Source organism: Burkholderia mayonis (genome assembly GCF_001523745.2).
Lineage (GTDB): Bacteria > Pseudomonadota > Gammaproteobacteria > Burkholderiales > Burkholderiaceae > Burkholderia > Burkholderia mayonis.
The window spans coordinates 3,018,199-3,038,827 of record NZ_CP013386.1; the positions used below are offsets into that span (position 1 = coordinate 3,018,199).

Annotated in this window: 23 protein-coding genes, 1 tRNA gene and 2 pseudogenes; 16 read left to right on the plus strand and 10 right to left on the minus strand. The window is 64.2% G+C overall.

Annotation, left to right across the window (positions count from 1 at the left end):
* Positions 1–394 precede the first annotated feature (394 nt).
* Entirely contained in the window at positions 395–640 is a 246-nt protein-coding gene (locus WS70_RS14550) for a helix-turn-helix domain-containing protein (protein WP_059597589.1), read from the plus strand.
* Between the two features lies 1 nt (position 641).
* Here WS70_RS14550 and WS70_RS14555 read toward each other — a convergent pair whose 3' ends face one another.
* The 3 genes from WS70_RS14555 to WS70_RS14565 are packed head-to-tail and all read right to left on the minus strand — an operon-like array spanning position 642 to position 1,518.
* Positions 642–1,019, minus strand: coding sequence for a hypothetical protein (locus tag WS70_RS14555; protein WP_059597590.1), 378 nt, complete (start codon positions 1,017–1,019; stop codon positions 642–644).
* Positions 1,020–1,021: 2 nt separating this feature from the next.
* Positions 1,022–1,324, minus strand: coding sequence for a hypothetical protein (locus WS70_RS14560; protein ID WP_226382769.1), 303 nt, complete (start codon positions 1,322–1,324; stop codon positions 1,022–1,024).
* Entirely contained in the window at positions 1,294–1,518 is a 225-nt protein-coding gene (locus WS70_RS14565) for a hypothetical protein (RefSeq protein ID WP_059597592.1), read from the minus strand. Before WS70_RS14565 ends, WS70_RS14560 begins: the two co-directional genes overlap by 31 nt.
* Positions 1,519–1,623: 105 nt before the next feature.
* Between WS70_RS14565 and WS70_RS14570 the strand changes: the two genes are divergently transcribed.
* Positions 1,624–2,475, plus strand: a complete 852-nt coding sequence (locus WS70_RS14570; protein ID WP_059597593.1) for a hypothetical protein — start codon at positions 1,624–1,626, stop codon at positions 2,473–2,475.
* A gap of 44 nt (positions 2,476–2,519) precedes the next feature.
* On the opposite strand, the gene WS70_RS14575 is transcribed toward WS70_RS14570, so the two are convergent.
* Both WS70_RS14575 and WS70_RS14580 read right to left on the minus strand, forming a co-directional pair.
* Entirely contained in the window at positions 2,520–3,509 is a 990-nt protein-coding gene (locus tag WS70_RS14575; protein ID WP_059597594.1) for a GTP pyrophosphokinase, read from the minus strand.
* A complete protein-coding gene (locus WS70_RS14580) occupies positions 3,506–4,573 on the minus strand; it encodes a nucleoid-associated protein (RefSeq protein ID WP_059597595.1) in 1,068 nt (355 codons plus the stop codon). Before WS70_RS14580 ends, WS70_RS14575 begins: the two co-directional genes overlap by 4 nt.
* A 245-nt stretch (positions 4,574–4,818) precedes the next feature.
* Here WS70_RS14580 and WS70_RS14585 point away from each other — a divergent pair.
* A tRNA-Gly gene (locus WS70_RS14585) sits at positions 4,819–4,893 on the plus strand.
* 160 nt (positions 4,894–5,053) lie between these two features.
* Positions 5,054–5,842: a tRNA (guanosine(46)-N7)-methyltransferase TrmB gene (gene trmB / locus WS70_RS14590; protein WP_059470330.1), complete on the plus strand. Its 789-nt coding sequence runs from the start codon at positions 5,054–5,056 to the stop codon at positions 5,840–5,842.
* Positions 5,843–5,945: 103 nt separating this feature from the next.
* Here trmB and WS70_RS14595 read toward each other — a convergent pair whose 3' ends face one another.
* From WS70_RS14595 to WS70_RS32930, 4 genes and pseudogenes are all read right to left on the minus strand, one after another.
* Positions 5,946–6,776 carry an undecaprenyl-diphosphate phosphatase gene (locus tag WS70_RS14595; RefSeq protein WP_059470331.1) on the minus strand — a complete coding sequence of 277 codons (831 nt, stop codon included), beginning with the start codon at positions 6,774–6,776 and terminating at the stop codon, positions 5,946–5,948.
* Between the two features lie 76 nt (positions 6,777–6,852).
* Positions 6,853–7,434: a DUF1439 domain-containing protein gene (locus WS70_RS14600; RefSeq protein WP_059470332.1), complete on the minus strand. Its 582-nt coding sequence runs from the start codon at positions 7,432–7,434 to the stop codon at positions 6,853–6,855.
* Positions 7,435–7,805: 371 nt separating this feature from the next.
* Positions 7,806–8,126 (minus strand): annotated as a pseudogene (locus WS70_RS14605) (YkgJ family cysteine cluster protein); the annotation flags it as partial.
* A 59-nt stretch (positions 8,127–8,185) separates the two neighbouring features.
* Positions 8,186–8,257, minus strand: a pseudogene (locus tag WS70_RS32930) (coproporphyrinogen III oxidase); the annotation flags it as partial.
* Between the two features lie 44 nt (positions 8,258–8,301).
* Between WS70_RS32930 and hemN the strand changes: the two are divergent.
* The 4 genes from hemN to WS70_RS14625 all read left to right on the plus strand — a co-directional run bounded on the left by hemN (position 8,302) and on the right by WS70_RS14625 (position 11,115).
* Positions 8,302–9,696, plus strand: coding sequence for an oxygen-independent coproporphyrinogen III oxidase (gene hemN, locus WS70_RS14610; RefSeq protein ID WP_059597596.1), 1,395 nt, complete (start codon positions 8,302–8,304; stop codon positions 9,694–9,696).
* A gap of 63 nt (positions 9,697–9,759) precedes the next feature.
* Positions 9,760–10,017 (plus strand): hypothetical protein, encoded by a 258-nt coding sequence (locus tag WS70_RS14615; protein ID WP_059470335.1) that lies wholly within the window; start codon positions 9,760–9,762, stop codon positions 10,015–10,017.
* Between the two features lie 106 nt (positions 10,018–10,123).
* Entirely contained in the window at positions 10,124–10,777 is a 654-nt protein-coding gene (locus WS70_RS14620; RefSeq protein WP_059597597.1) for a protein-L-isoaspartate O-methyltransferase family protein, read from the plus strand.
* 14 nt (positions 10,778–10,791) lie between these two features.
* Positions 10,792–11,115, plus strand: coding sequence for a rhodanese-like domain-containing protein (locus WS70_RS14625; RefSeq protein WP_059470448.1), 324 nt, complete (start codon positions 10,792–10,794; stop codon positions 11,113–11,115).
* A gap of 71 nt (positions 11,116–11,186) precedes the next feature.
* Here WS70_RS14625 and aptA read toward each other — a convergent pair whose 3' ends face one another.
* Complete coding sequence (aptA, locus tag WS70_RS14630) at positions 11,187–12,515, minus strand: omega-aminotransferase AptA (protein ID WP_059597598.1); 1,329 nt, start codon at positions 12,513–12,515, stop codon at positions 11,187–11,189.
* A gap of 344 nt (positions 12,516–12,859) precedes the next feature.
* On the opposite strand from aptA, the gene urtA reads away from it, so the two are divergent.
* The 8 genes from urtA to WS70_RS14675 all read left to right on the plus strand — a co-directional run bounded on the left by urtA (position 12,860) and on the right by WS70_RS14675 (position 20,618).
* Positions 12,860–14,167, plus strand: a complete 1,308-nt coding sequence (gene urtA / locus WS70_RS14640) for an urea ABC transporter substrate-binding protein (RefSeq protein ID WP_059597599.1) — start codon at positions 12,860–12,862, stop codon at positions 14,165–14,167.
* A gap of 88 nt (positions 14,168–14,255) precedes the next feature.
* Positions 14,256–15,884 (plus strand): urea ABC transporter permease subunit UrtB, encoded by a 1,629-nt coding sequence (gene urtB, locus WS70_RS14645; RefSeq protein ID WP_059597600.1) that lies wholly within the window; start codon positions 14,256–14,258, stop codon positions 15,882–15,884.
* 1 nt (position 15,885) lies between these two features.
* Positions 15,886–17,070: an urea ABC transporter permease subunit UrtC gene (urtC, locus tag WS70_RS14650; RefSeq protein ID WP_059597601.1), complete on the plus strand. Its 1,185-nt coding sequence runs from the start codon at positions 15,886–15,888 to the stop codon at positions 17,068–17,070.
* Complete coding sequence (gene urtD, locus WS70_RS14655) at positions 17,067–17,930, plus strand: urea ABC transporter ATP-binding protein UrtD (protein WP_059597602.1); 864 nt, start codon at positions 17,067–17,069, stop codon at positions 17,928–17,930. The genes urtC and urtD overlap by 4 nt, the downstream gene beginning before the upstream one ends.
* A gap of 4 nt (positions 17,931–17,934) precedes the next feature.
* On the plus strand, positions 17,935–18,627 hold the full coding sequence (gene urtE / locus WS70_RS14660) for an urea ABC transporter ATP-binding subunit UrtE (RefSeq protein WP_059597603.1): 693 nt from the start codon (positions 17,935–17,937) through the stop codon (positions 18,625–18,627).
* 196 nt (positions 18,628–18,823) lie between these two features.
* A complete protein-coding gene (locus WS70_RS14665) occupies positions 18,824–19,699 on the plus strand; it encodes an urease accessory protein UreD (RefSeq protein ID WP_059597604.1) in 876 nt (291 codons plus the stop codon).
* Positions 19,700–19,920: 221 nt separating this feature from the next.
* Complete coding sequence (ureA, locus tag WS70_RS14670; RefSeq protein WP_059470344.1) at positions 19,921–20,223, plus strand: urease subunit gamma; 303 nt, start codon at positions 19,921–19,923, stop codon at positions 20,221–20,223.
* A gap of 89 nt (positions 20,224–20,312) precedes the next feature.
* A complete protein-coding gene (locus tag WS70_RS14675) occupies positions 20,313–20,618 on the plus strand; it encodes an urease subunit beta (protein ID WP_059470345.1) in 306 nt (101 codons plus the stop codon).
* The last annotated feature ends 11 nt before the right edge of the window (positions 20,619–20,629 follow it).

Here is a 20,629-nt window from a genome sequence, read left to right on the forward strand (position 1 = left end):
CCCTATCCCCATTCCGAAGAAAAACACCACTACGAATGACAAGAATCTGATTATATTTTCGCCAGAATCGACGCCAGAACTTGAAAGTTCGGACGCATTCGGGACATCTCTGGTGCAGTGCGGGCAGACATCTGCCTCTTCGTGCATCGGTTTATAGCAATGAGGGCAATCAACCAACATTCCTGAAACTCTCCTTGCGACGACTGGTCTTGCTCGGGTCTCCAGCTTGATCATTCCCGTCACCCCGTTTGGCCTTCTGAAATTTTCCCGTGGCAACCGAGGGGCCGACGACAGCCACCCTCGTCGATTGTCACTCATAGTGCGTGTCACTATAGTGAGTGGCTTCATAAAGGTCAAATCCATACCCTCGTCGGGTGTTCGTGGACGCCCAACGATGGATTACGACCCGCTAGAGCTGTTCGGAAAACGACTGGTGGAGCTGCGCAAGGCGAAAGGCTGGTCGCAGGAGAAGCTCGCGCTCGAATCGGGCTTGGCGAGGTCATATGTTGGCGGGATCGAGCGTGGGCAAAGGAACATCGCGCTCTACAACATCTGCGTGTTGGCCGAAACCTTGGGCGTCGCACCGGGCGAAATGCTGGCGTTCGAGGTCGAGTCAGTGAAGGCTACGCGGCGCAAGTGATCTAGTCGCCCACGTAGTCCGCCGTATAGCGTCGGCATTCCGACGATAGCCGGTGAATATAGGGATGCACTTCTCCGAGCTCGACCTGCAACCGACCAACCGCGGCAGCATGAGCAGCCTTGATGTGCCCTTCTGCGATCTGGTTCGCCGTGTGCGCGTACATCAGCCCGATTGCGGCCAATCCCTCATGCACGAGCTGAAGCACCAGTTCAGCCGATTCCGCGAGATCAACCAGCACGTCTGGATCGGCCTCATCGTAGTCCGGGTCGCCGGATAGTGTTGTGGGAAGCTGCACCAGCCCGGCGATCAAGTCGCGTAGTGGACGACGGATCAAGTTCGGCTTAGCCATCTCCGGCGCGATGGGATGCTTGCCTCTCATGCTCAATATTCGCTCGGAAACAACAGCGTTGTCATGCGCCGATCTGCTTCGGTGATGATCCAGACACGTTTGCCCGCAACGTCATAGCTCGACAGGATGCGTGCGCCATGCGCGACAGCACTGTGATTGGCCCGTGCGTCCTCGGCAGGTACACTCCCCCAATCGCCGTGGACATGCCGATCTAGATAGAACGCCGCAGCAATGCGGTGTTGCTCAAGATGCGCAGCCACGGCACGCGTCGCAACGACCTGGCCGAGTTGGAATAGTGGTCGGCTCATGAGCGACCGCCCGAGTAGATGGCCCATGCCGATTCGATCAATGCCGCAGGGACATCGCCGACCTCGAATCCCGGTACGTCTTCGAGCAGAGTCAGCAGATGGTTCGTGAACTCGGCGCGCGAGAAATTGCCGCCGAACGCATCTTGAATAGACTCCACCAACCCCTGAATCTGGTCGGTGGTCAGCGGCGGGAAATCGTTGTGGTGTTGGATGTCGTTCATGCCGCGACCATCTCCTTATTCGCGGTCGGCGGCAACTGGGCGAAATCATTCAAGGCCCCTTCCCGATGTACAATCGGTCCACGTCAATAACACGCGGGGGCGGCGATGAATGCGGATGGCAATCCCGGTAATGCCGTAAGCCCAACTGATTCGGCCGTTGAGCGGATTCGAACCGAACTCGAAAAACTGAATCCGAGCACGAAGCGGCGAATCCTCGAGAAATTCGCTCTGGCAGCACTCGGCAGTATTCCTTGGGTGGGCGGATTCATCAGCGCACTGGCGAGCGTCAAGACCGAAGAATCCGGTTTGCGAACATCGTCACTTCAGACTCAATGGCTGGAGCAACATCAGTCCAAGATGGAAACATTGAGCGCAACCATGCAGGAAATCGGCCGTCGGTTCGAGGCGATTGGCGAGGAAATCGACGAACGTCTGTCGAGCGAAGAATATCTCGACATCGTTCGCAAGGCTTTCCGTGCGTGGGACAAAGCAGACACCGAAGAAAAGCGCCGCTACGTGGCGAATCTCGTTACGAACGCCGCAGGGACGAGACTCTGCTCAGACGACGTGATTCGGCTCTTCATCGACTGGCTGGACAACTACCACGAATCGCACCTCGCCGTCATTCGCGAGATTTTCAAGAACCCCGGCTCGACGCGATTTGACATCTGGACGTCGATCTACGGTAATCTCGTCCGCGAGGATTCGGCAGAAGCCGACCTGTACAAACTATTGATCCGTGACCTCAGTAGCGGCGGAGTCATACGCCAGACGCGAGACACAAACGCCGATGGGCAGTTTCTGCGAAAACAACCAACACGAAAGCCATCTCTACCAGCAAGTGCTACGATGGAATCGGCGTTTGAGGGCAGCAAACAATACGTGCTGACGGAGCTTGGTAAGCAGTTTGTGCACTACTCCATGAACGAGGTTGTTCAGCGAGTATCTGGCGAATAGTCGCGACAACATCAGGTCTCGCGCCTCTGCGATGCTCGCGACACTTAAAGCACCTTGCTCGCCTTTCCCAGATCAGCCATGATTGTTCGTACATCGTTGGCATATCTCTCAATAGGCCATGACTCAAACGCAGCCGAGCCATGTTCGTCAATCAACGAGTATGCGAGCAGGCACATCGGTCGGTCGAACAACGAGTTGCTACCAACACGGGCGGCGATCTTCTTCGCCAGAGCAGGCAGAGTAACGAGCTCGCGCAATTTTTCGCGATTCGTTTGCGTTAGCCAGTCGCGATATTTGCTCAACACTGTCATGGTATCGTCGTCATTGGTTGACACATCGCGATGTCCCGTGACTTGGGCATAGACATCAGGCAAGAACCGAAGCCATTCTTCGCGCTCCGTATTCACCTGATTTAACTCTTCAAGCGCCTCACAGAACATGCTGTCCGTGGTTTCCATCAGCGCCATGCATCGAGCAACCAGTCGCCTCGTGGACGAAGGTACTACGCCCGCTGGCTTGTAAATGTTGTCATGCACGAGTTCCGCATATGCATGCTGCAACAACGTTCGCACTTGGACTTCGCATGCAAGATCCGCTGGCACTTCAACATCGTTGAGTACCAGCTTGCTCTTATTTCTTGCGAGATAGTGGACCGACTGATAATCGAAGACCATTGGCTCCTGGCTGATTTCGAATGACGGGTCACGCTCCCTGCTAAGCGTCCAGTCAGTGCAGTGAGCCAAAGCCTCCTCTAGTATGTCGATGTCCGTGCGCACTAAAACGATGAAGCGTGCCCCCACTAGATCCGTGATCTGCCTGCCTGGATCCGTGTAACCTTTCCTGTCGATTTTCTCGAAAGCGGACTTGGCGCTCTTCACCCGATAGGTCGGCTCCACCTTGAAGAAGGATTCAAACCTACGCTCTCCGACCTCGCCTCGCACTCGATCAGTGACTCGCTGGACGACAAACTTCCCCCACTCCTCAAGTGCGGGAGATAGGTTGCCAAGCCACTGATCGACTTCGTCTCGGGTCATTCCTGTGACTGAAGTGTGCCGTTGATGGTAACCGTAGTTACCCCATCAACAGACGTATCGATAGAAACAAGCTCCTTCAGTTTGTCAGGTGGCGTAGAAATCACTACGTCCCCCGAAAAAACCATTCGCTGTCGCCGTTTAAGCTTCGCTTTGATGTACTCCGTGTTCTTAGATACCGCATGCACCGGAAAGTTGGCACGCTCCATGAAATCGCAATACTCGTCACGTGTAGCCCGCTCAAAGTGTTCGTCCGCAAAGTCAGCGACGCTGAGGGTCTGTTTGTTGCTCCGGAGTTCTGAACGCAACGCATCGACAAGATCCATACGGTCCTCTGGCTCGAAGCCGCGCGAGTTGATGAACTCGATAGTACGTTCGTAGAAGTCCTGTGTCAGACGCTTGTCTGAAGCAGCGATGTCAGCGCCCATGAACCCGCTGTAGAAATACAGCGCAGCACTTCTTGTCTCCGTGCCTGTCATCAAGTGGTCGAAAAGATGCATCACGAAATGCTCTCGCTGGTATGGCTGAGCACGCCCTGCATTCCCATCGATCTGTTGCACGTACCCTATCTTATACAGGCGCTGACTATCCGTTAGAAAGATATTGGTCAGGTAGTCAATCTGTGTCTGCTGCCCGTGCCTCGTCTCCCCTAGTCCATCCTGCATTTCTGCTTTGATGACCGCCATAAATCGGCGTTGCACTCTTCCCACGACACCCGAAACAACAATCAGCTTGCTCGGCGGCAAATCCCGCATGACTTGCGCAGCAGCCAAGTCATGCGCCATCTGACGACTCATCTCCATGAATTGACCATCGTCGGTGTGCATAGCATCGGCAGCATTCTGAAAAAAGCTGCCCGGACCCGCGTCCCTTATATCGACCTCGATGCCGTGCGACCGATGCCCGAGTGCCTGCACAATCCGTCGCGTAAACATATCCATCGCTCCCGGCGGCAAGTGCAGCAAGTCGTCAGCGTAATTTGGCTCGACGACGTTTCTGTCCACATCCCGTTGATTGATGTGATGAACAACCAGTCGCTCTATGACGAGCAAGTCCAACGTCAGCATGGTCCCTCAGCGTGTAGTTATTACGAGCGCGCCGAGTGTGACACATTCCTGCCGGCCGAGGAAAGCTACCGGCACAAGCACTGTACATTTATACAGTACACCATTGCGCGGGCAGATGCCACCCGTCGAACGGACGATGCCAGCGAAGCCACCGCTTCGCCATGCAGCCATGCCAGTTTCGATGCCACCAGCCAAACTCCCCCGCTTGCCTTCCCCACCCAAACCCCTGTAAAATTACATATTCTGCGGGCGTCGTATAATGGCCATTACCTCAGCTTCCCAAGCTGATGACGTGGGTTCGATTCCCATCGCCCGCTCCACTTTCCCGACCGTGGATGCCATCCGCAGCCGAAGCACGCGAAGCCGCCTCGTCGAAGGCGGCTTTTTCGTATTTCGTACGCAGTACCGGGCGGCCCGTCGATCGCGACGCCGCCCTGCGCGCCGCGGCACCCGGCCCGCCACTCGCCTTTCATTGCCACGATGACTCACGACGATCCGAACGCTCCCGGCGTGCCGCACGACGACGCCAACGACGCCGCCTCCGCACCGGCGACCGACGCCACTCCGGCAGCCGGCGACGACGAATCGAACCCGCTCCATCTTCGCCGTATCCGCAGCTTCGTGACGCGCGCCGGCCGCGTGTCGACCGGCCAGCGCCGCGCGCTCGACGAATTCGGCCCGCGCTTCGTCGTCCCGTACGAGCGTGCACGGCCGGACTGGGACGCGATCTTCGGTCGCCGCGCGCCGCGCGTGCTCGAGATCGGCTTCGGGATGGGCGCATCGACGGCCGAAATCGCCGCGCTTCGCCCGGGCGACGACTTCATCGGCGTCGAGGTGCACGAGCCAGGCGTCGGCGCGCTGCTGAAGCTGATCGGCGAGCGGCAGTTGACGAACATCCGGATCATCCAGCACGACGCGGTCGAGGTGCTCGAGCACATGATCGCGCCGGACGGTCTCGACGGCGTCCACATCTTCTTCCCGGACCCGTGGCACAAGGCGCGCCACCACAAGCGCCGGCTGATCCAGCCGCCGTTCGTCGCGCAGCTCGCGACGCGGCTCAAGCCGGGCGCGTACCTGCATTGCGCGACCGACTGGCAGAACTATGCGGAACAGATGCTCGAGGTGCTCGGCGCCGATCCGACGCTCGAGAACACCGCGAAAGGCTATGCGCCCCGCCCCGACTATCGTCCGGTGACGAAGTTCGAGCGCCGCGGGTTGCGGCTCGGGCACGGCGTGTGGGATCTCGTATTCAAGAAGCGCGCGGACTGACGCGCGGCACCGACCGGCGAATCCGGTCGAACGAAGGTCTGCAGCGGCGAGCGCACCGCCGCCGCATATCGGCTTGTTCAGTGCGAGAACCGCGGCTGCGGCCTCACGTCCACTCGATCCAGCCGCTATAGCCGACGAGCAGCACGAACAGCCCGAACGCGATCCGATACCACGCGAACACGGTGAAATCGTGCGACGCGACGTAGCGCAGCAGCCAGCGCACGCACGCGAACGCGCTGACGAAGGCGGCGGCGAGGCCGATCGAGAAGAGGCCGATCGAATCGGCGTCGAATGCGCGCCAATCCTTTGCTGTCTCGTACAGCGTCGCGCCGAAGATCACCGGGATCGCGAGAAAGAACGAGAATTCGGTCGCGACGCGCCGATCGAGGCCGAACAGTATCCCGCCGATGATCGTCGAGCCGGACCGTGACATCCCCGGAATCAATGCGAAGCACTGCGCGAGGCCGACCTTCAGTGCGTCGAGCGGCGTCAGCGCATCGATCGACTGCACGCGCGCCGGCGCACCCCGCTCGCGCCGCCGCCCCTCGACCCACAGGATCACCACGCCGCCGACGACAAGCGCAACCGCGACGGGCACCGGCGCGAACAGCACCGATTTGATGGTCTTCTCGAACAGCAGCGCGAGCGAGATCGCCGGAAGCGTCGCGATCACGACGTTCATCACGAAGCGCCGCGCTTCGCGCTGGGCGGGCAGGCCGGTCACGACGTCCACGATCCTGCGGCGGTATTCCCAGCACACGGCGAGAATCGCGCCGAACTGGATCACGACGTCGAACGTCTTCGCCTGTTCGGAATGAAAACGCAGGAAGCTGCCCGCGACGATCAAATGGCCGGTGCTCGACACCGGCAGGAATTCAGTCAGCCCCTCAATGATGCCGAGCGCCAGCGCTTTGCAAATCAGTATCCAATCCATCCGTGGCCCGCTTCCGAAGTGAGTCAACCGAGGCCACGGAACCGCCGCGGCCGCTCCGGCCGCGCGCGGCGCGACGTCACTTTTCGACGATCGCCACGCGTATGCCGTTTGTAAGAATTGTGATTGTACCGGGTTCGTAATTCACGCCGGCAAATTGCAGCTGTTCCGGCTTGAACGTATAGATCGGATAATTGGTCAGCAATTGAGTCGCGAGGAGGCCCGCCGCCGCACCGATCTGCTGCGTATACGTCTGCGCGTCGCCGTCGACGTTCACGCTGTCGACGGCGGGCGCCTTCAGCACGACCGAGCGGCTCGGCGCGTCGTACGCGAGCTGGCCCGACACTGTGAACTTGCCGTTGACCGGCTCGCGCAGGAACGGGCTCTCGAAGCGCGCGTCGAGGCGCACTGCGACCCGGTTCTGGTCGGGCAGCAGTCCGACCGCCGGATTCGCGAGCGCGACGTCGACTACCTGCGCGACCGTCTTCCGATACGGGAACTTGCGAGCGACCGCGCGTTGCACGTCACCTTGCGAGAACGTGTAGTGATCAGGGATGAACGGGAACGTCGACGCGCACGCGGCAAGCGACACGGTGACGCCCGCGGCCGCACACACGGCGATCAGGAAGCGGCGCCGGCCCGGCGCGCTCGTCTGGGTCATGCTGAATCTATATGAACGCGTCCCGTTTGCAACAGTTTTCGTGTGGTCAGACTTGACAGGATGGGCTGCAGCTCTATACCCGGCCTTGTTGCAGCCGATACTGCCCGCTGCGGGCCCCTATGAAATACGCTGACTCGCACCTCATTCTCCTGGCGAGCTCGAAGCTCTACACGGCATGCAGGTTTAGCGAGTCCCGGTCCTACCTGGCTTGTCATCACACTCGATTACTGCGCAACCTTTCGACGTTCACCCTGTGTTAAGCGTTGAACTTCTACCTCGCGTGAGCCGTTCAAGCCGGCTTCACGCTTACGTAGTCCTTCCGGTACGGCCTGTCATGGGCGAGCACCGCCCAGATCGTCCGTGCCATCTTGTTCTCCTGCTGGGGCGAGCGGCGCCGCAGGCCGCGTCTCGGCTTCGAGCCGTGCAAGCCAGGCGAGCGCGTCGGCGCGCGTCGCGCCGCACATCTCGTCGCTCGGCCGCAGGCCCGAGCAGCACGCGGGCCGCCCCGGGCGGCCGAAAATCGCGCAGCGCTCGCCGTCGACGAGCTGCGCGCAGCGCACGCCGGCCGGCTTGCCGTTCGGCATGCCGGGAATCGGGCTCGAGATCGACGGCGCGATGCAGCACGCGCCGCAGCCTTCGCGACACGCGTGCGCGGACGTCTTCCGCGAACTCACGACAACTTCGCCAATCATCACATCAAATACCCCAAAAGCCACGACAACCGCCGCAAACGCCGAACGGCAAGCCGGCCGGCGACGCGCGAAATCCGTATTGTGCCATCGGCCGCTGCGACGTTATTACACAATTCAATGAAACCGCCGATTTATATACTGAACGGCATCACAGAGCACGATTCGAGCTTCCAGCATGACGCAGCCGATCCCGTCCGAAGCGCTGTTTCGCCCTGACCTGCTTGCCAAGTACACGGCGAACGGCCCTCGTTATACGTCCTACCCCACCGCTCCGCAGTTCAGCGTAGATTTCGATCCCGCCGACTACATCCGCGCGGCCGCCGATCCGGGCGCGTCGGCGAGCGACCTGTCGCTCTATTTTCATATCCCGTTTTGCGCGACCACGTGCTTCTACTGCGGCTGCAACAAGATCGCGACCCGCAACCGCAAGCGCGCGCGCCCCTATCTCGACCAGTTGAAGCACGAGATCGCGCTGCAGGCGGCGCTCTTCGATCCCGAGCGCACCGTCACGCAACTCCACTGGGGCGGCGGCACGCCGACCTTCCTGTCGGACGCCGAAACCACCGAGCTGATGGCGGCGACTCGCGAATACTTCACGCTCGCGTCAGACCGTGCTGGCGAGTTCTCGATCGAGATCGACCCGCGCACTGCGTCGCCCGCGACGCTCGTCCATCTGCGCACGATCGGCTTCAACCGCGTGAGCCTTGGCGTGCAGGATTTCGATCTCGACGTGCAGCGCGCGATCAACCGCGTGCAGCCGCTCAAGATGACGTCCGACCTCGTCCGCGCGGCCCGCGCGACCGGCTACCACTCGATCAGCATCGACCTCATCTACGGACTGCCGCACCAGACCGTGTCGAGCTTCGCGCGCACGCTCGACGCGATCGCCGAGCTCGAGCCCGACCGGCTGTCGGTGTTCGGCTACGCGCATATGCCGCATCTGTTCAAGATGCAGCGCCAGATCGACGACACCGCGCTGCCGCCGCCCGCGACACGGATCGCGCTCCTCGGTCTCGCGATCGAGCGGCTCACCCGCGCGGGCTACGTGTACATCGGAATGGACCACTTTGCGCGGCCGGGCGACGAACTCGTGCGCGCGCAGCGCAACGGCACGCTGCAGCGCAACTTCCAGGGCTACAGCACGCGCGCGGACGCCGACCTGATCGGCATCGGCGCGTCGTCGATCGGCAAGGTCGGCGACGTCTACGCGCAAAACGCAAAGGAGCTGCCGCGCTACGGTGCGGCGCTCGCCGAGCAGCGCCTGCCGATCGTGCGAGGCGTGAAGCTGCGCGCCGACGACCGGCTGCGGCGCGACGTAATCACGCACCTGATGTGCAATCTCGTACTGCCGTTCTCGCATTTCGAGGCGGCGTACGGCATCCGCTTCGCGAACAAGTTCGCGCGCGAGCTCGACATGCTGCGCGGCTTCGAGCGCGACGGCCTGCTGTCGATCGGCCGCGATCGTCTGACGCTTCACCCGGCGGGGCGCCTGTATGTGCGCAACATCGCGATGGTGTTCGACGCATACCTGTCGGACGCGCCCGAAACTCGCTATTCGAAGACCGTCTGACCGCGCGCTCAGCCCGCGTTGTTGATACAGTGACGGTTTCACCGCACTCCGTTTCCACGCACGATGCGCACCACGCAAGCGACCCGCGCGGTCGAACGCCTGAAAACCCGCACCGGCAATGCGCAATATGCGGCGGTCGGCATGCCGGGCGGCCTCTTCTACCTCGTCGACCGCTCGAGCGGCGCGGCCGAAAAGCGCTCCAAGCCGCTGCCGCTCGAGGAGTTCGTCGCGTTCGTCGACGAGCTCGGCCCGAAGAAGCCGCGCAAGGTCAGCAAGTTCGACGCCGCACTCGAGCAGCAGATCAAGAACAGCAAGCGCTAGCCGGTTTCGCGCTGCAGTCGCTCCAAAGGCAAGACCGCGGCCCCGTTTGGTACAATTCGGGAGTTTTTCGTCCCCCGCCCGATTGCCGTCCAGGCAGCATGACACCATGAATATCGAAAAAGCACGTTTCAACATGATCGAACAGCAGATCCGTCCTTGGGATGTACTGGATCTGGACGTCCTGGGCCTGCTGTCGGTCGTCAAGCGTGAGAACTTCGTGCCGGCCGCGTACCGCGACCTGGCCTTCGCCGACATCGAGCTGCCGCTGCCGAGCGGCCAGAAGATGCTGTTTCCGCGCGTCGAGGCCCGCATCCTGCAGGAACTCGCGGTGAAGAAGCACGAGAACGTGCTCGAGATCGGCGCAGGCTCCGGCTACATGGCGGCGCTCCTTGCCGCGCGCGGCCAGCGCGTGACGACGGTCGAGATCGATCCGGCGCTCGCGAAGTTCGCCGAAGAGAATCTGAAGAAGAACGGCGTGACGAACGTCGAAGTCGCGCTCGGCGACGGTTCGCGCGGCTGGCCTGCGAAGGCGCCGTACGACGTGATCTGCGTGTCGGGCGGCCTGCCCGTCGTTCCGCAAGAGCTGCTCGAGCAACTGAAGGTGGGCGGCCGCCTCGCCGGGTTCGTCGGCGGCCGGCCGGTGATGAAGGCGCAGATCATCACGCGCATCGACGAGAAGCAATACCGCGTCGCCGACGTGTTCGAAACCTACGTCGACCACCTCGTCAACGCGATCGAGCCGTCGCGCTTCAAGTTCTGAGTCGATACATGCCGATGCAGATCCTGACCGCGTCCGCCCTCGCCGAATGGCTGCGCGACCCGGCGCGCCCGGCGCCCGTCGTGCTCGATGTGCGCGAGCCCTGGGAAATCGCGACCGCGAAGATCGACGGCAGCGTGTCGATCCCCATGCAGCAGATTCCCGCGCGCAGCGAGGAGCTCGACGACGAAGCGGAGATCGTCTGCGTGTGCCACCACGGGATGCGCAGCGCGCAAGTCGCGATGTTCCTCGAATCGCGCGGCTTCACGAAGCTCTACAATCTGCAAGGCGGGATCGACGCGTGGTCGCGCGACGTCGATCCGTCGGTGCCGCGCTACTGACCGCGCATCGCGGCGGCGCGCGCAGCGCGCGCCGCTTCGCGTGATCTTCCCGCTCATTTCGCCCTCTCCGCCTACTCCGTTTCCTTCAGCGCTTCCGCAACGATCGAGAACAACTCGACGATCTGCGCCTCCTCGACGATAAGGGGCGGCGAGAACGCGAGGATGTCGCCCGTATAGCGGATCATCGCGCCTTTCTCGAAGCACTTGACGAAGACCTCGTACGCGCGCGCGCCGGGCTGGCCGTCGCGCGGCCTCAGCTCGACGCCGCCGACGAGGCCGAGATTGCGCACGTCGATCACGTGGCGCGCGTCCTTCAGCTTGTGGATCTCGCGCTCGAAGATCGGCCCGATCCGCGTGGCGCGCGTGAGGAGCCCTTCGCGCTCGTAGAGATCGATCGTCGCGACCGCCGCCGCGGCCGCGAGCGGATGCCCCGAATACGTATAGCCGTGGAACAGCTCGATGCCGGCCGGCGCGCCGTTCACGATCGCGTCGTGGATCGCGCCGCTCGCGGCCACCGCCCCCATCGGCACGGCCGCGTTGTTCGTGCCCTTCGCCATCGTCAGCAGGTCGGGCGTCACGCCGAAGAACTGCGACGCGAACGCCGCGCCGAGCCGCCCCCAGCCGGTGATCACTTCGTCGAAGATCAACAGGATGCCGTGCTTGTCGCACAACTCGCGCAGCCGTTCGAGATAACCTTGCGGCGGAATCAGCACGCCCGTCGAGCCCGCGACCGGCTCGACGATCACGGCGGCGATCGTCGACGCATCGTGCAACGCGACGAGCCGCTCCAATTCGTCGGCCAGATGCGCGCCCCATGCGGGCTGCCCCTTCGAGAACGCCGCTTCCTTCAGGTTGAGCGTATGCGGCAGGTGATCGACGGACGGCAGCAGCGCGCCCGAATACGCCTTGCGGTTCGGTGCGATGCCGCCCACCGAGATGCCGCCGAAGCCGACGCCGTGGTAGCCGCGCTCGCGTCCGATGAAGCGCGTGCGCTGCCCTTCGCCGCGCGCGCGGTGATACGCGAGCGCGATCTTGAGCGCGGTATCGACCGCCTCCGACCCGGAGTTCGTGAAGAAGACGTGCTTCAGATCGCCGGGCGTATGGCGCGCGATGCGCGTCGCCGCTTCGAACGCCTTCGGGTGGCCCATCTGGAACGTCGGCGCGAAATCCATCTCCTCCACCTGCGCCTTCACCGCCGCGACGATCTCGTCGCGCCCGTGTCCCGCGTTCACACACCAGAGGCCCGCCGTACCGTCGAGGATGCGGCGGCCATCGTGCGACGTGTAGTACATCCCCTTCGCTGCAACAAGAAGACGCGGCGCCTCCTTGAATTGCCGGTTCGCGGTGAACGGCATCCAGAACGCGGAAAGGTCGGGGGTCTGCGAAACGTGCTCGGCCATGGAGAACTCCTCGGAGATCGATCGAACGAAGTTTGGAATACGTCGCGACGCGCGATGACGAGCGCGTCGCTCGGCCGCCGCATCGAAGGGAAATCGCATTGAGAGTGTAAGCACGCGACTCGCGATGCACAACCATGCAGCATGCGCGTGCGCGGTGCTGCACCGCGACGGACCACGCGATGCGCGATCGCGCGCGTCGCAGGCACCGCGCCGCATCGTCGAAAGCCCCGCCGATGGGCGCGCGAACCCGAAAGGCGCAGCATCTGGCACATGCCTTGCGTATTCGGGTTCGCCGCGTGTCCGCTCCGGTGCGCGCCCACACTCCAACAGGCAAGGGGAACTCGATGAAACGTCGCAGTCTTTTGAAGTTCGGATCGATGGCAGGCGTCATGGCGCTCGCGGGGCAAAGCCCCCTCTCGCGCGCGGCGGATTCGGGCAAAGGCCCGATCAAGGTCGGCATCCTGCATTCGCTGTCGGGCACGATGGCGATCTCCGAAACTTCGCTCAAGGACACCGCGCTGATGACGATCGCCGACATCAACAAGAGCGGCGGCGTGCTCGGGCGGCAGATCCAGCCCGTCGTCGTCGACCCCGCATCGAACTGGCCGCTCTTCGCCGAGAAGGCGCGCCAGCTGCTCACGCAGGACAAGGTCGCGTGCGTGTTCGGCTGCTGGACGTCGGTGTCGCGCAAATCGGTGCTGCCCGTGTTCGAGGAGCTGAACGGCCTCCTCTACTACCCGGTGCAGTACGAAGGCGAAGAGATGTCGCGCAACGTGTTCTACACGGGCGCCGCGCCAAACCAGCAGGCGATTCCGGCCGTCGAATACATGATGAGCGCGGAAGGCGGCGGCGCGAAGCGCTTCTTCCTGCTCGGCACCGATTACGTCTATCCGCGCACGACGAACAAGATCCTGCGTGCGTTCCTGAAATCGAAGGGCGTGAAGGACTCCGATATTCAGGAAGTCTACACACCGTTCGGACACAGCGATTATCAAACGATCGTCGCGAATATCAAGACCTTTGCGCAGGGCGGCAAGACGGCGGTGATTTCGACGATCAACGGCGATTCGAACGTGCCGTTCTACAAGGAGCTCGGCAACCAGGGGCTCAAGGCGACCGACGTGCCCGTCGTCGCGTTCTCGGTCGGCGAGGAAGAGCTACGCGGGATCGACACGAAGCCGCTCGTCGGGCATCTGGCCGCGTGGAATTACTTCATGTCGGTGAAGGGGCCGGCGAACACGAAGTTCAAGGAGCAGTTCGCCACGTGGGTGAAGTCGCAGAACCTGCCAGGCGGCGCGAAGCGCGTGACCAACGATCCGATGGAAGCGACCTTCGTCGGCATCCACATGTGGAAACAGGCAGTCGAGAAGGCGAAGAGCACCGACGTCGACAAGGTGCGCGTCGCGATGATCGGCCAGAGCGTCGCGGCGCCGTCGGGCTTCACGCTGACGATGGACGGCAACCACCACCTGCACAAGCCGGTAATGATCGGCGAGATCCGCGGCGACGGCCAGTTCAACGTCGTCTGGAAGACGAAGACGGCGATCCGCGCGCAACCGTGGAGTCCGTTCATCGCGGGCAACCAGGGCAAGCCCGATGTGGTCGGCTCGATTCCCGAGTTCCTGCGCCGCCGCCGCGCGGCGCTCGCCTGACGCCTCCGCAAGCGCCGCGCAAACGCGCGGCGCCCCTGTCGCGCGCGGCCGCGCCGCGCGTTTTCTCTCCATTCGCGAGGACATACCGATGCCCACGCCTTTGAGCCGCGCCGCCCGTGCGTTCGCGGCGCTCGCCGTCTGCGCGGCATTCGCGCTCGGCGCGCCCCGCGCGGCCTTCGCGGTCACGGCCGCCGACGCCGCCGCGCTCGCCGGCGACGATTTCGACGCGAAGACCGCCGCGATCGACCGTCTCGCCGCCGAACGCGACGCCGCCGCCGCCGCGCTCTTGAACGCGCTCGCAAACGGCAACGCGCTCGCGACCGACGCGGGACGCATCCTGATCCAGAGCGGCGACACCGCGCACGACGCGCTGACGAACGCGCCGGCGCAGGCGGGCGACGCGCAGCCCGTGATGCTCAACAACCTGCTGCGCACGAAGATCGCGAACGCGCTGTCCGGGCTCGACCTCGCGTCGTCCGATCTCGCGACGCGGCGCAACGCGATCGACGCGCTGCTGAAGCGCACCGATGCATCGCTGAAGCCGATGATCGACGCGGCGCGCGCGAAGGAAACCGACCCGACGCTCAAGCGCCGCCTCGATGCGCTGTGGGCGATCGCCGCGCTGCACGACGCCGATCCGGCGAAGCGCCTCGAAGCGGTGCAGCTCGTCGCCGCGCGCAACGATCTCGACATGATCGAGCAGTTGCGTCCGCTCGTCGCGAAAAACGCCGACGGCAGCTACGCGGAGCCCGATGCGCGCGTGCGCGACGCCGCGCTGCAAGGGCTCGACGCGCTGCACGCGATCCAGCGCCGCGGCGAGATCGTGGGCACGCTGTTCGCGGGGCTGTCGCTCGGCAGCGTGCTGTTGCTCGCCGCGCTCGGCCTCGCGATCACCTACGGTCTCATCGGCGTCATCAACATGGCGCACGGCGAATTCCTGATGATCGGCGCATACGCGACCTACGTCGTGCAGACGCTCGTGCAGCGCTACGCGCCGGGCGCGTTCGACTGGTATCCGCTCGCCGCGATTCCCGCGTCGTTTCTCGCGGCGGCCGCAGTCGGCATCGTGCTCGAGCGCACGGTGCTCAAGCACTTGTACGGCCGTCCGCTCGAGACGCTGCTCGCAACCTTCGGCGTGAGCCTCATCCTGATCCAGGCGACGCGGATGATCTTCGGCGCGCAGAACGTGCAGGTCGTGAATCCTTCGTGGATGAGCGGCGGCGTGACCGTGATGCAGAACCTGATCCTGCCGTACAACCGCCTCGCGATTCTCGCGTTCGCGCTCGCCGTGGTCGGCGTCGCATGGGCGGTGCTGACGAAGACGCGCCTCGGCCTCTTCGTGCGCGCGGTCACGCAGAACCGCCGGATGGCCGCGTGCGTCGGCGTGAAAACGGCGCGCGTCGATTCGTATGCGTTCGCGTTCGGCGCGGGCATTGCAGGGCTCGGCGGCTGCGCGCTGTCGCAGATCGGCAACGTCGGCCCGGATCTCGGCCAGAGCTACATCATCGATTCGTTCATGGCGGTCGTGCTCGGCGGCGTCGGGCAGATCGCGGGCACGGTGCTCGGCGGCTTCGGCCTCGGGCTCGTCAGCAAGGCGATCGAGCCGTTCTGGGGCGCCGTGCTCGCGAAGATCGCGGTGCTCGTGATGATCGTGCTGTTCATCCAGAAACGCCCACAAGGGATGTTCGCCCTGAAGGGCCGCAGCGCGGAGGCGTGACATGACTTCGACGATCCACTCTCTTCCCGTCGCACAGGTCGCCGCCTCGGCTGCGCCGGCAACGCCCGCCGCGTCGCGCTTCGCGCTCGGCATGCCGCCGCGCCCCGCGCTGCTGTCGCGGCGCGCGTGGCTCGCGCTCGTCGCGCTGTGCATCGCGGTCGGTGTCGGCGTGCCGCTCGCCGCGCTCGTCGCCCCCGAATCGAGCGCATTTCATCTGTCATCCTATGCAATGACGCTCGCGGGCAAGCTGATGTGCTACGCGATCGCGGCGCTCGCGCTCGATCTCGTCTGGGGCTACTGCGGCATTCTGAGCCTCGGGCACGGCCTCTTCTTCGCGCTCGGCGGCTATGCGATCGGCATGTACCTGATGCGCGCGATCGGCCGCGACGGCAAGTACGGCAGCGACCTGCCCGACTTCATGGTGTTCCTCGACTGGCACCAGCTGCCGTGGTACTGGAGCGGCACCGGGCATCTCGCGTACGCGCTCGCGCTCGTCGTGCTCGTGCCCGCTGTCGTCGCGTGGGTGTTCGGCTTCTTCACGTTCCGCTCGCGCGTGAAAGGCGTGTATCTGTCGATCATCACGCAGGCGGCGACGTTCGCCGCGATGCTGCTCTTCTATCGCAACGAGACGGGCTTCGGCGGCAACAACGGCTTCACCGACTTCAAGCGCATCGCCGGCTTCGCGATCACGTCGCCCGGCACGCGCACGGTGCTGTTCCTGATGACCTTCGCGACGCTCGTCGCGTCGTTCGTCGCCGCGCGCGCGATCGTCACGAGCAAGCTCGGCCGCGTCGTCACCGCGATCCGCGACGGCGAGACGCGCATCATGTTCCTCGGCTACAGCCCGCTCGCGTACAAGCTGTTCGTGTGGGTCGTGTCGGCCGTGCTGTGCGGGATCGCGGGCGCGCTGTACGTGCCGCAGGTCGGCATCATCAACCCGAGCGAGATGTCGCCCGGCAACTCGATCGAGATGGCGATCTGGGTCGCGGTGGGCGGCCGCGGCACGCTGATCGGCCCGATCGTCGGCGCATTCGCCGTCAACGGCGCGAAGAGCGTGTTCACCGCGTACTTCGCCGAATACTGGCTGTTCTTCCTCGGCCTCATCTTCGTGCTCGTGCCGCTCGTGCTGCCGCGCGGCATCATGGGCCTCGTCGAAACCGTCATACGCAAGGGAACGCCACGATGAACGAGAACGCGATGATTCCCGATCTCGCGCAGCCGGACGGCGTCGATCTGCGCGCGGTCAGCGGCACGGCTCAGATGTCGCACGTCGTCGCGCCCGGCGCGATCGATACCTCGCACGGCACGATCCTCTATCTCGAGGATGTCGAAGTAAGCTTCGACGGCTTTCGTGCGCTGAAGAAGCTGTCGCTCGCGATCGACGCAGGCGAGCTGCGCTGCGTGATCGGTCCGAACGGCGCCGGCAAGACGACGATGATGGACGTGATCACCGGCAAGACGCGTCCCGACTCGGGCAAGGTGTTCCTCGGGCAAACGCTCGACCTTTCGCGAATGAGCGAGCCCGAGATCGCACGCACGGGCATCGGCCGCAAGTTCCAGAAGCCGACCGTGTTCGAGCAGCATCCGGTATGGGAGAACCTCGAGCTCGCGATGGCGACCGACAAGCGCTGGTTCGCGTCGCTGCGCGCGCGGCTCGATCGCGCGGCGCAAGCGCGGATCGAAGAGACGCTCGCGCTGATCCGGCTCGAAGACAGCGCGTACCGGCTCGCGGGCGAGCTGTCGCACGGACAGAAGCAGCGGCTCGAGATCGGCATGCTGCTGATGCAGCGCCCCGCGCTCCTGCTGCTCGACGAGCCCGCGGCCGGCATGACCGACCACGAGACGATGGCGCTCGCGGCGCTGCTGAACACGCTGCGCGGCACGTGCTCGATGATGGTCGTCGAGCACGACATGGAGTTCGTCGCGGCGCTCGCGGGCGACACGGGCCGCGTGACCGTGATGGCGGAAGGCGCGGTGCTCGCGCAAGGCACGCTCGATCACGTGAAGCGCGACGAAGCGGTGATCGAGTCTTATCTCGGACGATGATGCGATGCTGACGATCGAATCGCTGAACCAGTACTACGGCGGCAGCCACATCCTGCGCGACGTGAGCCTCGCCGCCGACGACGGCGAGCTGACCGTGCTGCTCGGACGCAACGGCGTCGGCAAGACAACGCTGTTGCGCTGCCTGATGGGCGTCGTGCCCACGAAGAGCGGCAACGTCGCTTGGCGCGGCAAGCCGCTCGGCGCGCTGCCGCCCTACGCGCGCGTCGCCGCGGGCCTCGCGTACGTGCCGCAGGGCCGCGACGTCTTTCCGCGACTCACGGTCGAAGAGAACCTGCTCATCGGGGCGGCGAGCCGCAAGGCGCCGTCGAAAGTGCCCGACCGGATCTACGCGCTCTTCCCGGTGCTCAAGGACATGCGCGCGCGACGCGGCGGCGACTTGTCGGGCGGCCAGCAACAGCAGCTCGCGATCGGCCGCGCGCTGATGAGCGAGCCGCAGCTTCTGATCCTCGACGAGCCGACGGAAGGCATCCAGCCGTCGATCATCCAGGACATCGGCCGCACGCTGCGGCAGCTCGTCGACGAAACGAGAATGACGGTGCTGCTCGTCGAACAGTATTACGATTTCGCGCGCTCGATCGCCGATCGCTACTGGGTGATGAGCCGCGGCGAGATCGTCGCGGGCGGCGCGGGCAGCGAGATGGATGCGGATGGCGTGCGCGAGCGGATCGCGGTCTGAACAAGACGATTCGTATCGGACGACGTACTGAATGCCCTAAACGTACTGAACATTCCGCACGCGCCGAACGATTTCCGCGAGCGGCCGGCGCGCGTCGAAGCCGGCCACTCGCGCGCCGTCCCCCGCGCCGTCCCCCGCTCGCAGAAGCGAGCCGGTATCCTGTAGCATTAGCGCGCCCGCTTTTCCGATTCGACCGATGTCCGCCCACGAACCCCACGCTTCGCTCGTCCGCCCCGCCGCCAAGGCGTGGCACGCCCGCCTCGAACTCGGCTTCGAGCGGCAGCGGACGGGACGCACCGCGCTCGTCCATCGCCGGCACGTCGGGCCGCTGCGCGTGCAGCGCGCGCTCTATCCGGAAGGCGACGCGATCTGCCACGCGGTGATCGTCCATCCGCCGGGCGGCGTCGCGGGCGGCGACCGGCTCGAGATCGACGTGAAGCTCGCCGCCGATACGCACGCGGTGCTGACGACGCCTGGCGCGACGAAGTGGTACAAATCGAACGGGCTCGACGCGCGGCAGCGAATCGACATCGGCGTCGGCGCGCACGCGAAGCTCGATTGGCTGCCGCAGAACAATCTGTTCTTCGACGCCGCGCAGGCATCGCTCGAATTCGTGCTGAAGCTCGGCGACGGCGCGAGCGTGCTTGGCTGGGACGCGACGCAGCTCGGCCGCCAGGCGGCGGGCGAAGCGTGGTCGACGGGCAGCATCGCGTCGTTCTCGAAGATCGTCGGTCCGTCGGGGCGGCCGCTGTGGGTCGAGCGCGCGCGCCTCGATGCGGCCGATACGCTGCGCGCCGCGCCGCAGGGGCTCGGCGGCTTTCCCGTCTACGGCACGCTCTGGGCGCTCGGCGCCGCATGCACCGACGCGCTCACCGAATCGATCGCGCCCGCCCTGCCGTTCGACGATGCGCTGCGCGCAGGCGTCACCTGCGTCGCGCCCGGCGTGATGCTGATTCGCGCCCTTGCACATTCGATGGAGGCGCTGCAGCGGCTCTTCATCTCGCAATGGCTCGCGCTGCGCCCGATCGTCCACGGCGTCGATGCGATGCCGCTGCGCCTTTGGCAGACCTGAACACCGCACGTTCCTGACGCACGCCTTTCAGAAAAACGCGCCATCACGGTGCGCGACGCACCGTCGCGCAGCACGAACGCGCGCAGAAAACGCATGGCACGTGCCTTGCTGGCTCATTCCCGAAGGCTTCACCGCGCGCGCACGTTCGCAGTGCTACGATGACTTCGCGACCGCCGCGACGCGCGCCGCCCGAATATTACGTTTTCCAAAATGTTTCTTTCATGAAACTGACTCCCCGAGAAAAAGACAAACTGTTGATCTTCACGGCGGCGCTACTCGCCGAACGCCGCCGAGCCCGCGGGCTCAAGCTCAACTATCCAGAAACGGTGGCGTTCATCACGGCCGCGCTGATGGAAGCGGCGCGCGACGGCAAGACGGTCGCCGAAGTGATGCACTACGGCACGACGCTTCTGACACGCGACGACGTGATGGAAGGCGTACCCGAGATGATTCCCGACATCCAGGTCGAAGCGACGTTTCCCGACGGCACGAAGCTCGTCACCGTCCATCACCCGATTCCATGAAGGCGCGTCATGATTCACTGCTTGGTTCATTCCCTCCCGCATTCCGCCGACGGAAGCCGCGCCCTTCGCACGCTTTGCCGGGAGGGCGCATGATCCCCGGCGAACTCCTGACCGACGACGGCGAGCACGCGTTGAACGTCGGCCGCAAGACGATCGAGCTCATCGTCGCGAACACGGGCGATCGCCCGGTGCAGGTCGGCTCGCACTATCACTTCCACGAAGTCAACGATGCGCTGTCGTTCGATCGCGCAGCCGCGCGCGGCTTTCGGCTGAACGTCGCGGCCGGCACCGCGGTGCGCTTCGAGCCGGGCCAGGCGCGCACGGTCGAGCTCGTCGAGCTCGAAGGCGCGCGCGTCGTCTATGGCTTCCAGGGCAAGGTGATGGGACCGCTCTGAGCGCCCGCCCC

What these genes read in the sequence shown, in the direction of transcription:
- urtA (WP_059597599.1), top strand. Translation starts at nt 12,860, where the DNA reads ATGAAACGTCGCAGTCTTTTGAAGTTCGGATCGATGGCAGGCGTCATG.
- WS70_RS14625 (WP_059470448.1), top strand. Translation starts at nt 10,792, where the DNA reads ATGCAGATCCTGACCGCGTCCGCCCTCGCCGAATGGCTGCGCGACCCG.
- WS70_RS14600 (WP_059470332.1), bottom strand. Translation starts at nt 7,434, where the DNA reads ATGACCCAGACGAGCGCGCCGGGCCGGCGCCGCTTCCTGATCGCCGTG.
- ureA (WP_059470344.1), top strand. Translation starts at nt 19,921, where the DNA reads ATGAAACTGACTCCCCGAGAAAAAGACAAACTGTTGATCTTCACGGCG.
- WS70_RS14575 (WP_059597594.1), bottom strand. Translation starts at nt 3,509, where the DNA reads ATGACCCGAGACGAAGTCGATCAGTGGCTTGGCAACCTATCTCCCGCA.
- trmB (WP_059470330.1), top strand. Translation starts at nt 5,054, where the DNA reads ATGACTCACGACGATCCGAACGCTCCCGGCGTGCCGCACGACGACGCC.
- WS70_RS14620 (WP_059597597.1), top strand. Translation starts at nt 10,124, where the DNA reads ATGAATATCGAAAAAGCACGTTTCAACATGATCGAACAGCAGATCCGT.
- urtB (WP_059597600.1), top strand. Translation starts at nt 14,256, where the DNA reads ATGCCCACGCCTTTGAGCCGCGCCGCCCGTGCGTTCGCGGCGCTCGCC.
- WS70_RS14615 (WP_059470335.1), top strand. Translation starts at nt 9,760, where the DNA reads ATGCGCACCACGCAAGCGACCCGCGCGGTCGAACGCCTGAAAACCCGC.
- urtC (WP_059597601.1), top strand. Translation starts at nt 15,886, where the DNA reads ATGACTTCGACGATCCACTCTCTTCCCGTCGCACAGGTCGCCGCCTCG.
- WS70_RS14665 (WP_059597604.1), top strand. Translation starts at nt 18,824, where the DNA reads ATGTCCGCCCACGAACCCCACGCTTCGCTCGTCCGCCCCGCCGCCAAG.
- WS70_RS14550 (WP_059597589.1), top strand. Translation starts at nt 395, where the DNA reads ATGGATTACGACCCGCTAGAGCTGTTCGGAAAACGACTGGTGGAGCTG.
- hemN (WP_059597596.1), top strand. Translation starts at nt 8,302, where the DNA reads ATGACGCAGCCGATCCCGTCCGAAGCGCTGTTTCGCCCTGACCTGCTT.
- WS70_RS14560 (WP_226382769.1), bottom strand. Translation starts at nt 1,324, where the DNA reads ATGGGCCATCTACTCGGGCGGTCGCTCATGAGCCGACCACTATTCCAA.
- WS70_RS14565 (WP_059597592.1), bottom strand. Translation starts at nt 1,518, where the DNA reads ATGAACGACATCCAACACCACAACGATTTCCCGCCGCTGACCACCGAC.
- WS70_RS14570 (WP_059597593.1), top strand. Translation starts at nt 1,624, where the DNA reads ATGAATGCGGATGGCAATCCCGGTAATGCCGTAAGCCCAACTGATTCG.
- WS70_RS14580 (WP_059597595.1), bottom strand. Translation starts at nt 4,573, where the DNA reads ATGCTGACGTTGGACTTGCTCGTCATAGAGCGACTGGTTGTTCATCAC.
- WS70_RS14675 (WP_059470345.1), top strand. Translation starts at nt 20,313, where the DNA reads ATGATCCCCGGCGAACTCCTGACCGACGACGGCGAGCACGCGTTGAAC.
- urtD (WP_059597602.1), top strand. Translation starts at nt 17,067, where the DNA reads ATGAACGAGAACGCGATGATTCCCGATCTCGCGCAGCCGGACGGCGTC.
- aptA (WP_059597598.1), bottom strand. Translation starts at nt 12,515, where the DNA reads ATGGCCGAGCACGTTTCGCAGACCCCCGACCTTTCCGCGTTCTGGATG.
- WS70_RS14555 (WP_059597590.1), bottom strand. Translation starts at nt 1,019, where the DNA reads ATGAGAGGCAAGCATCCCATCGCGCCGGAGATGGCTAAGCCGAACTTG.
- WS70_RS14595 (WP_059470331.1), bottom strand. Translation starts at nt 6,776, where the DNA reads ATGGATTGGATACTGATTTGCAAAGCGCTGGCGCTCGGCATCATTGAG.
- urtE (WP_059597603.1), top strand. Translation starts at nt 17,935, where the DNA reads ATGCTGACGATCGAATCGCTGAACCAGTACTACGGCGGCAGCCACATC.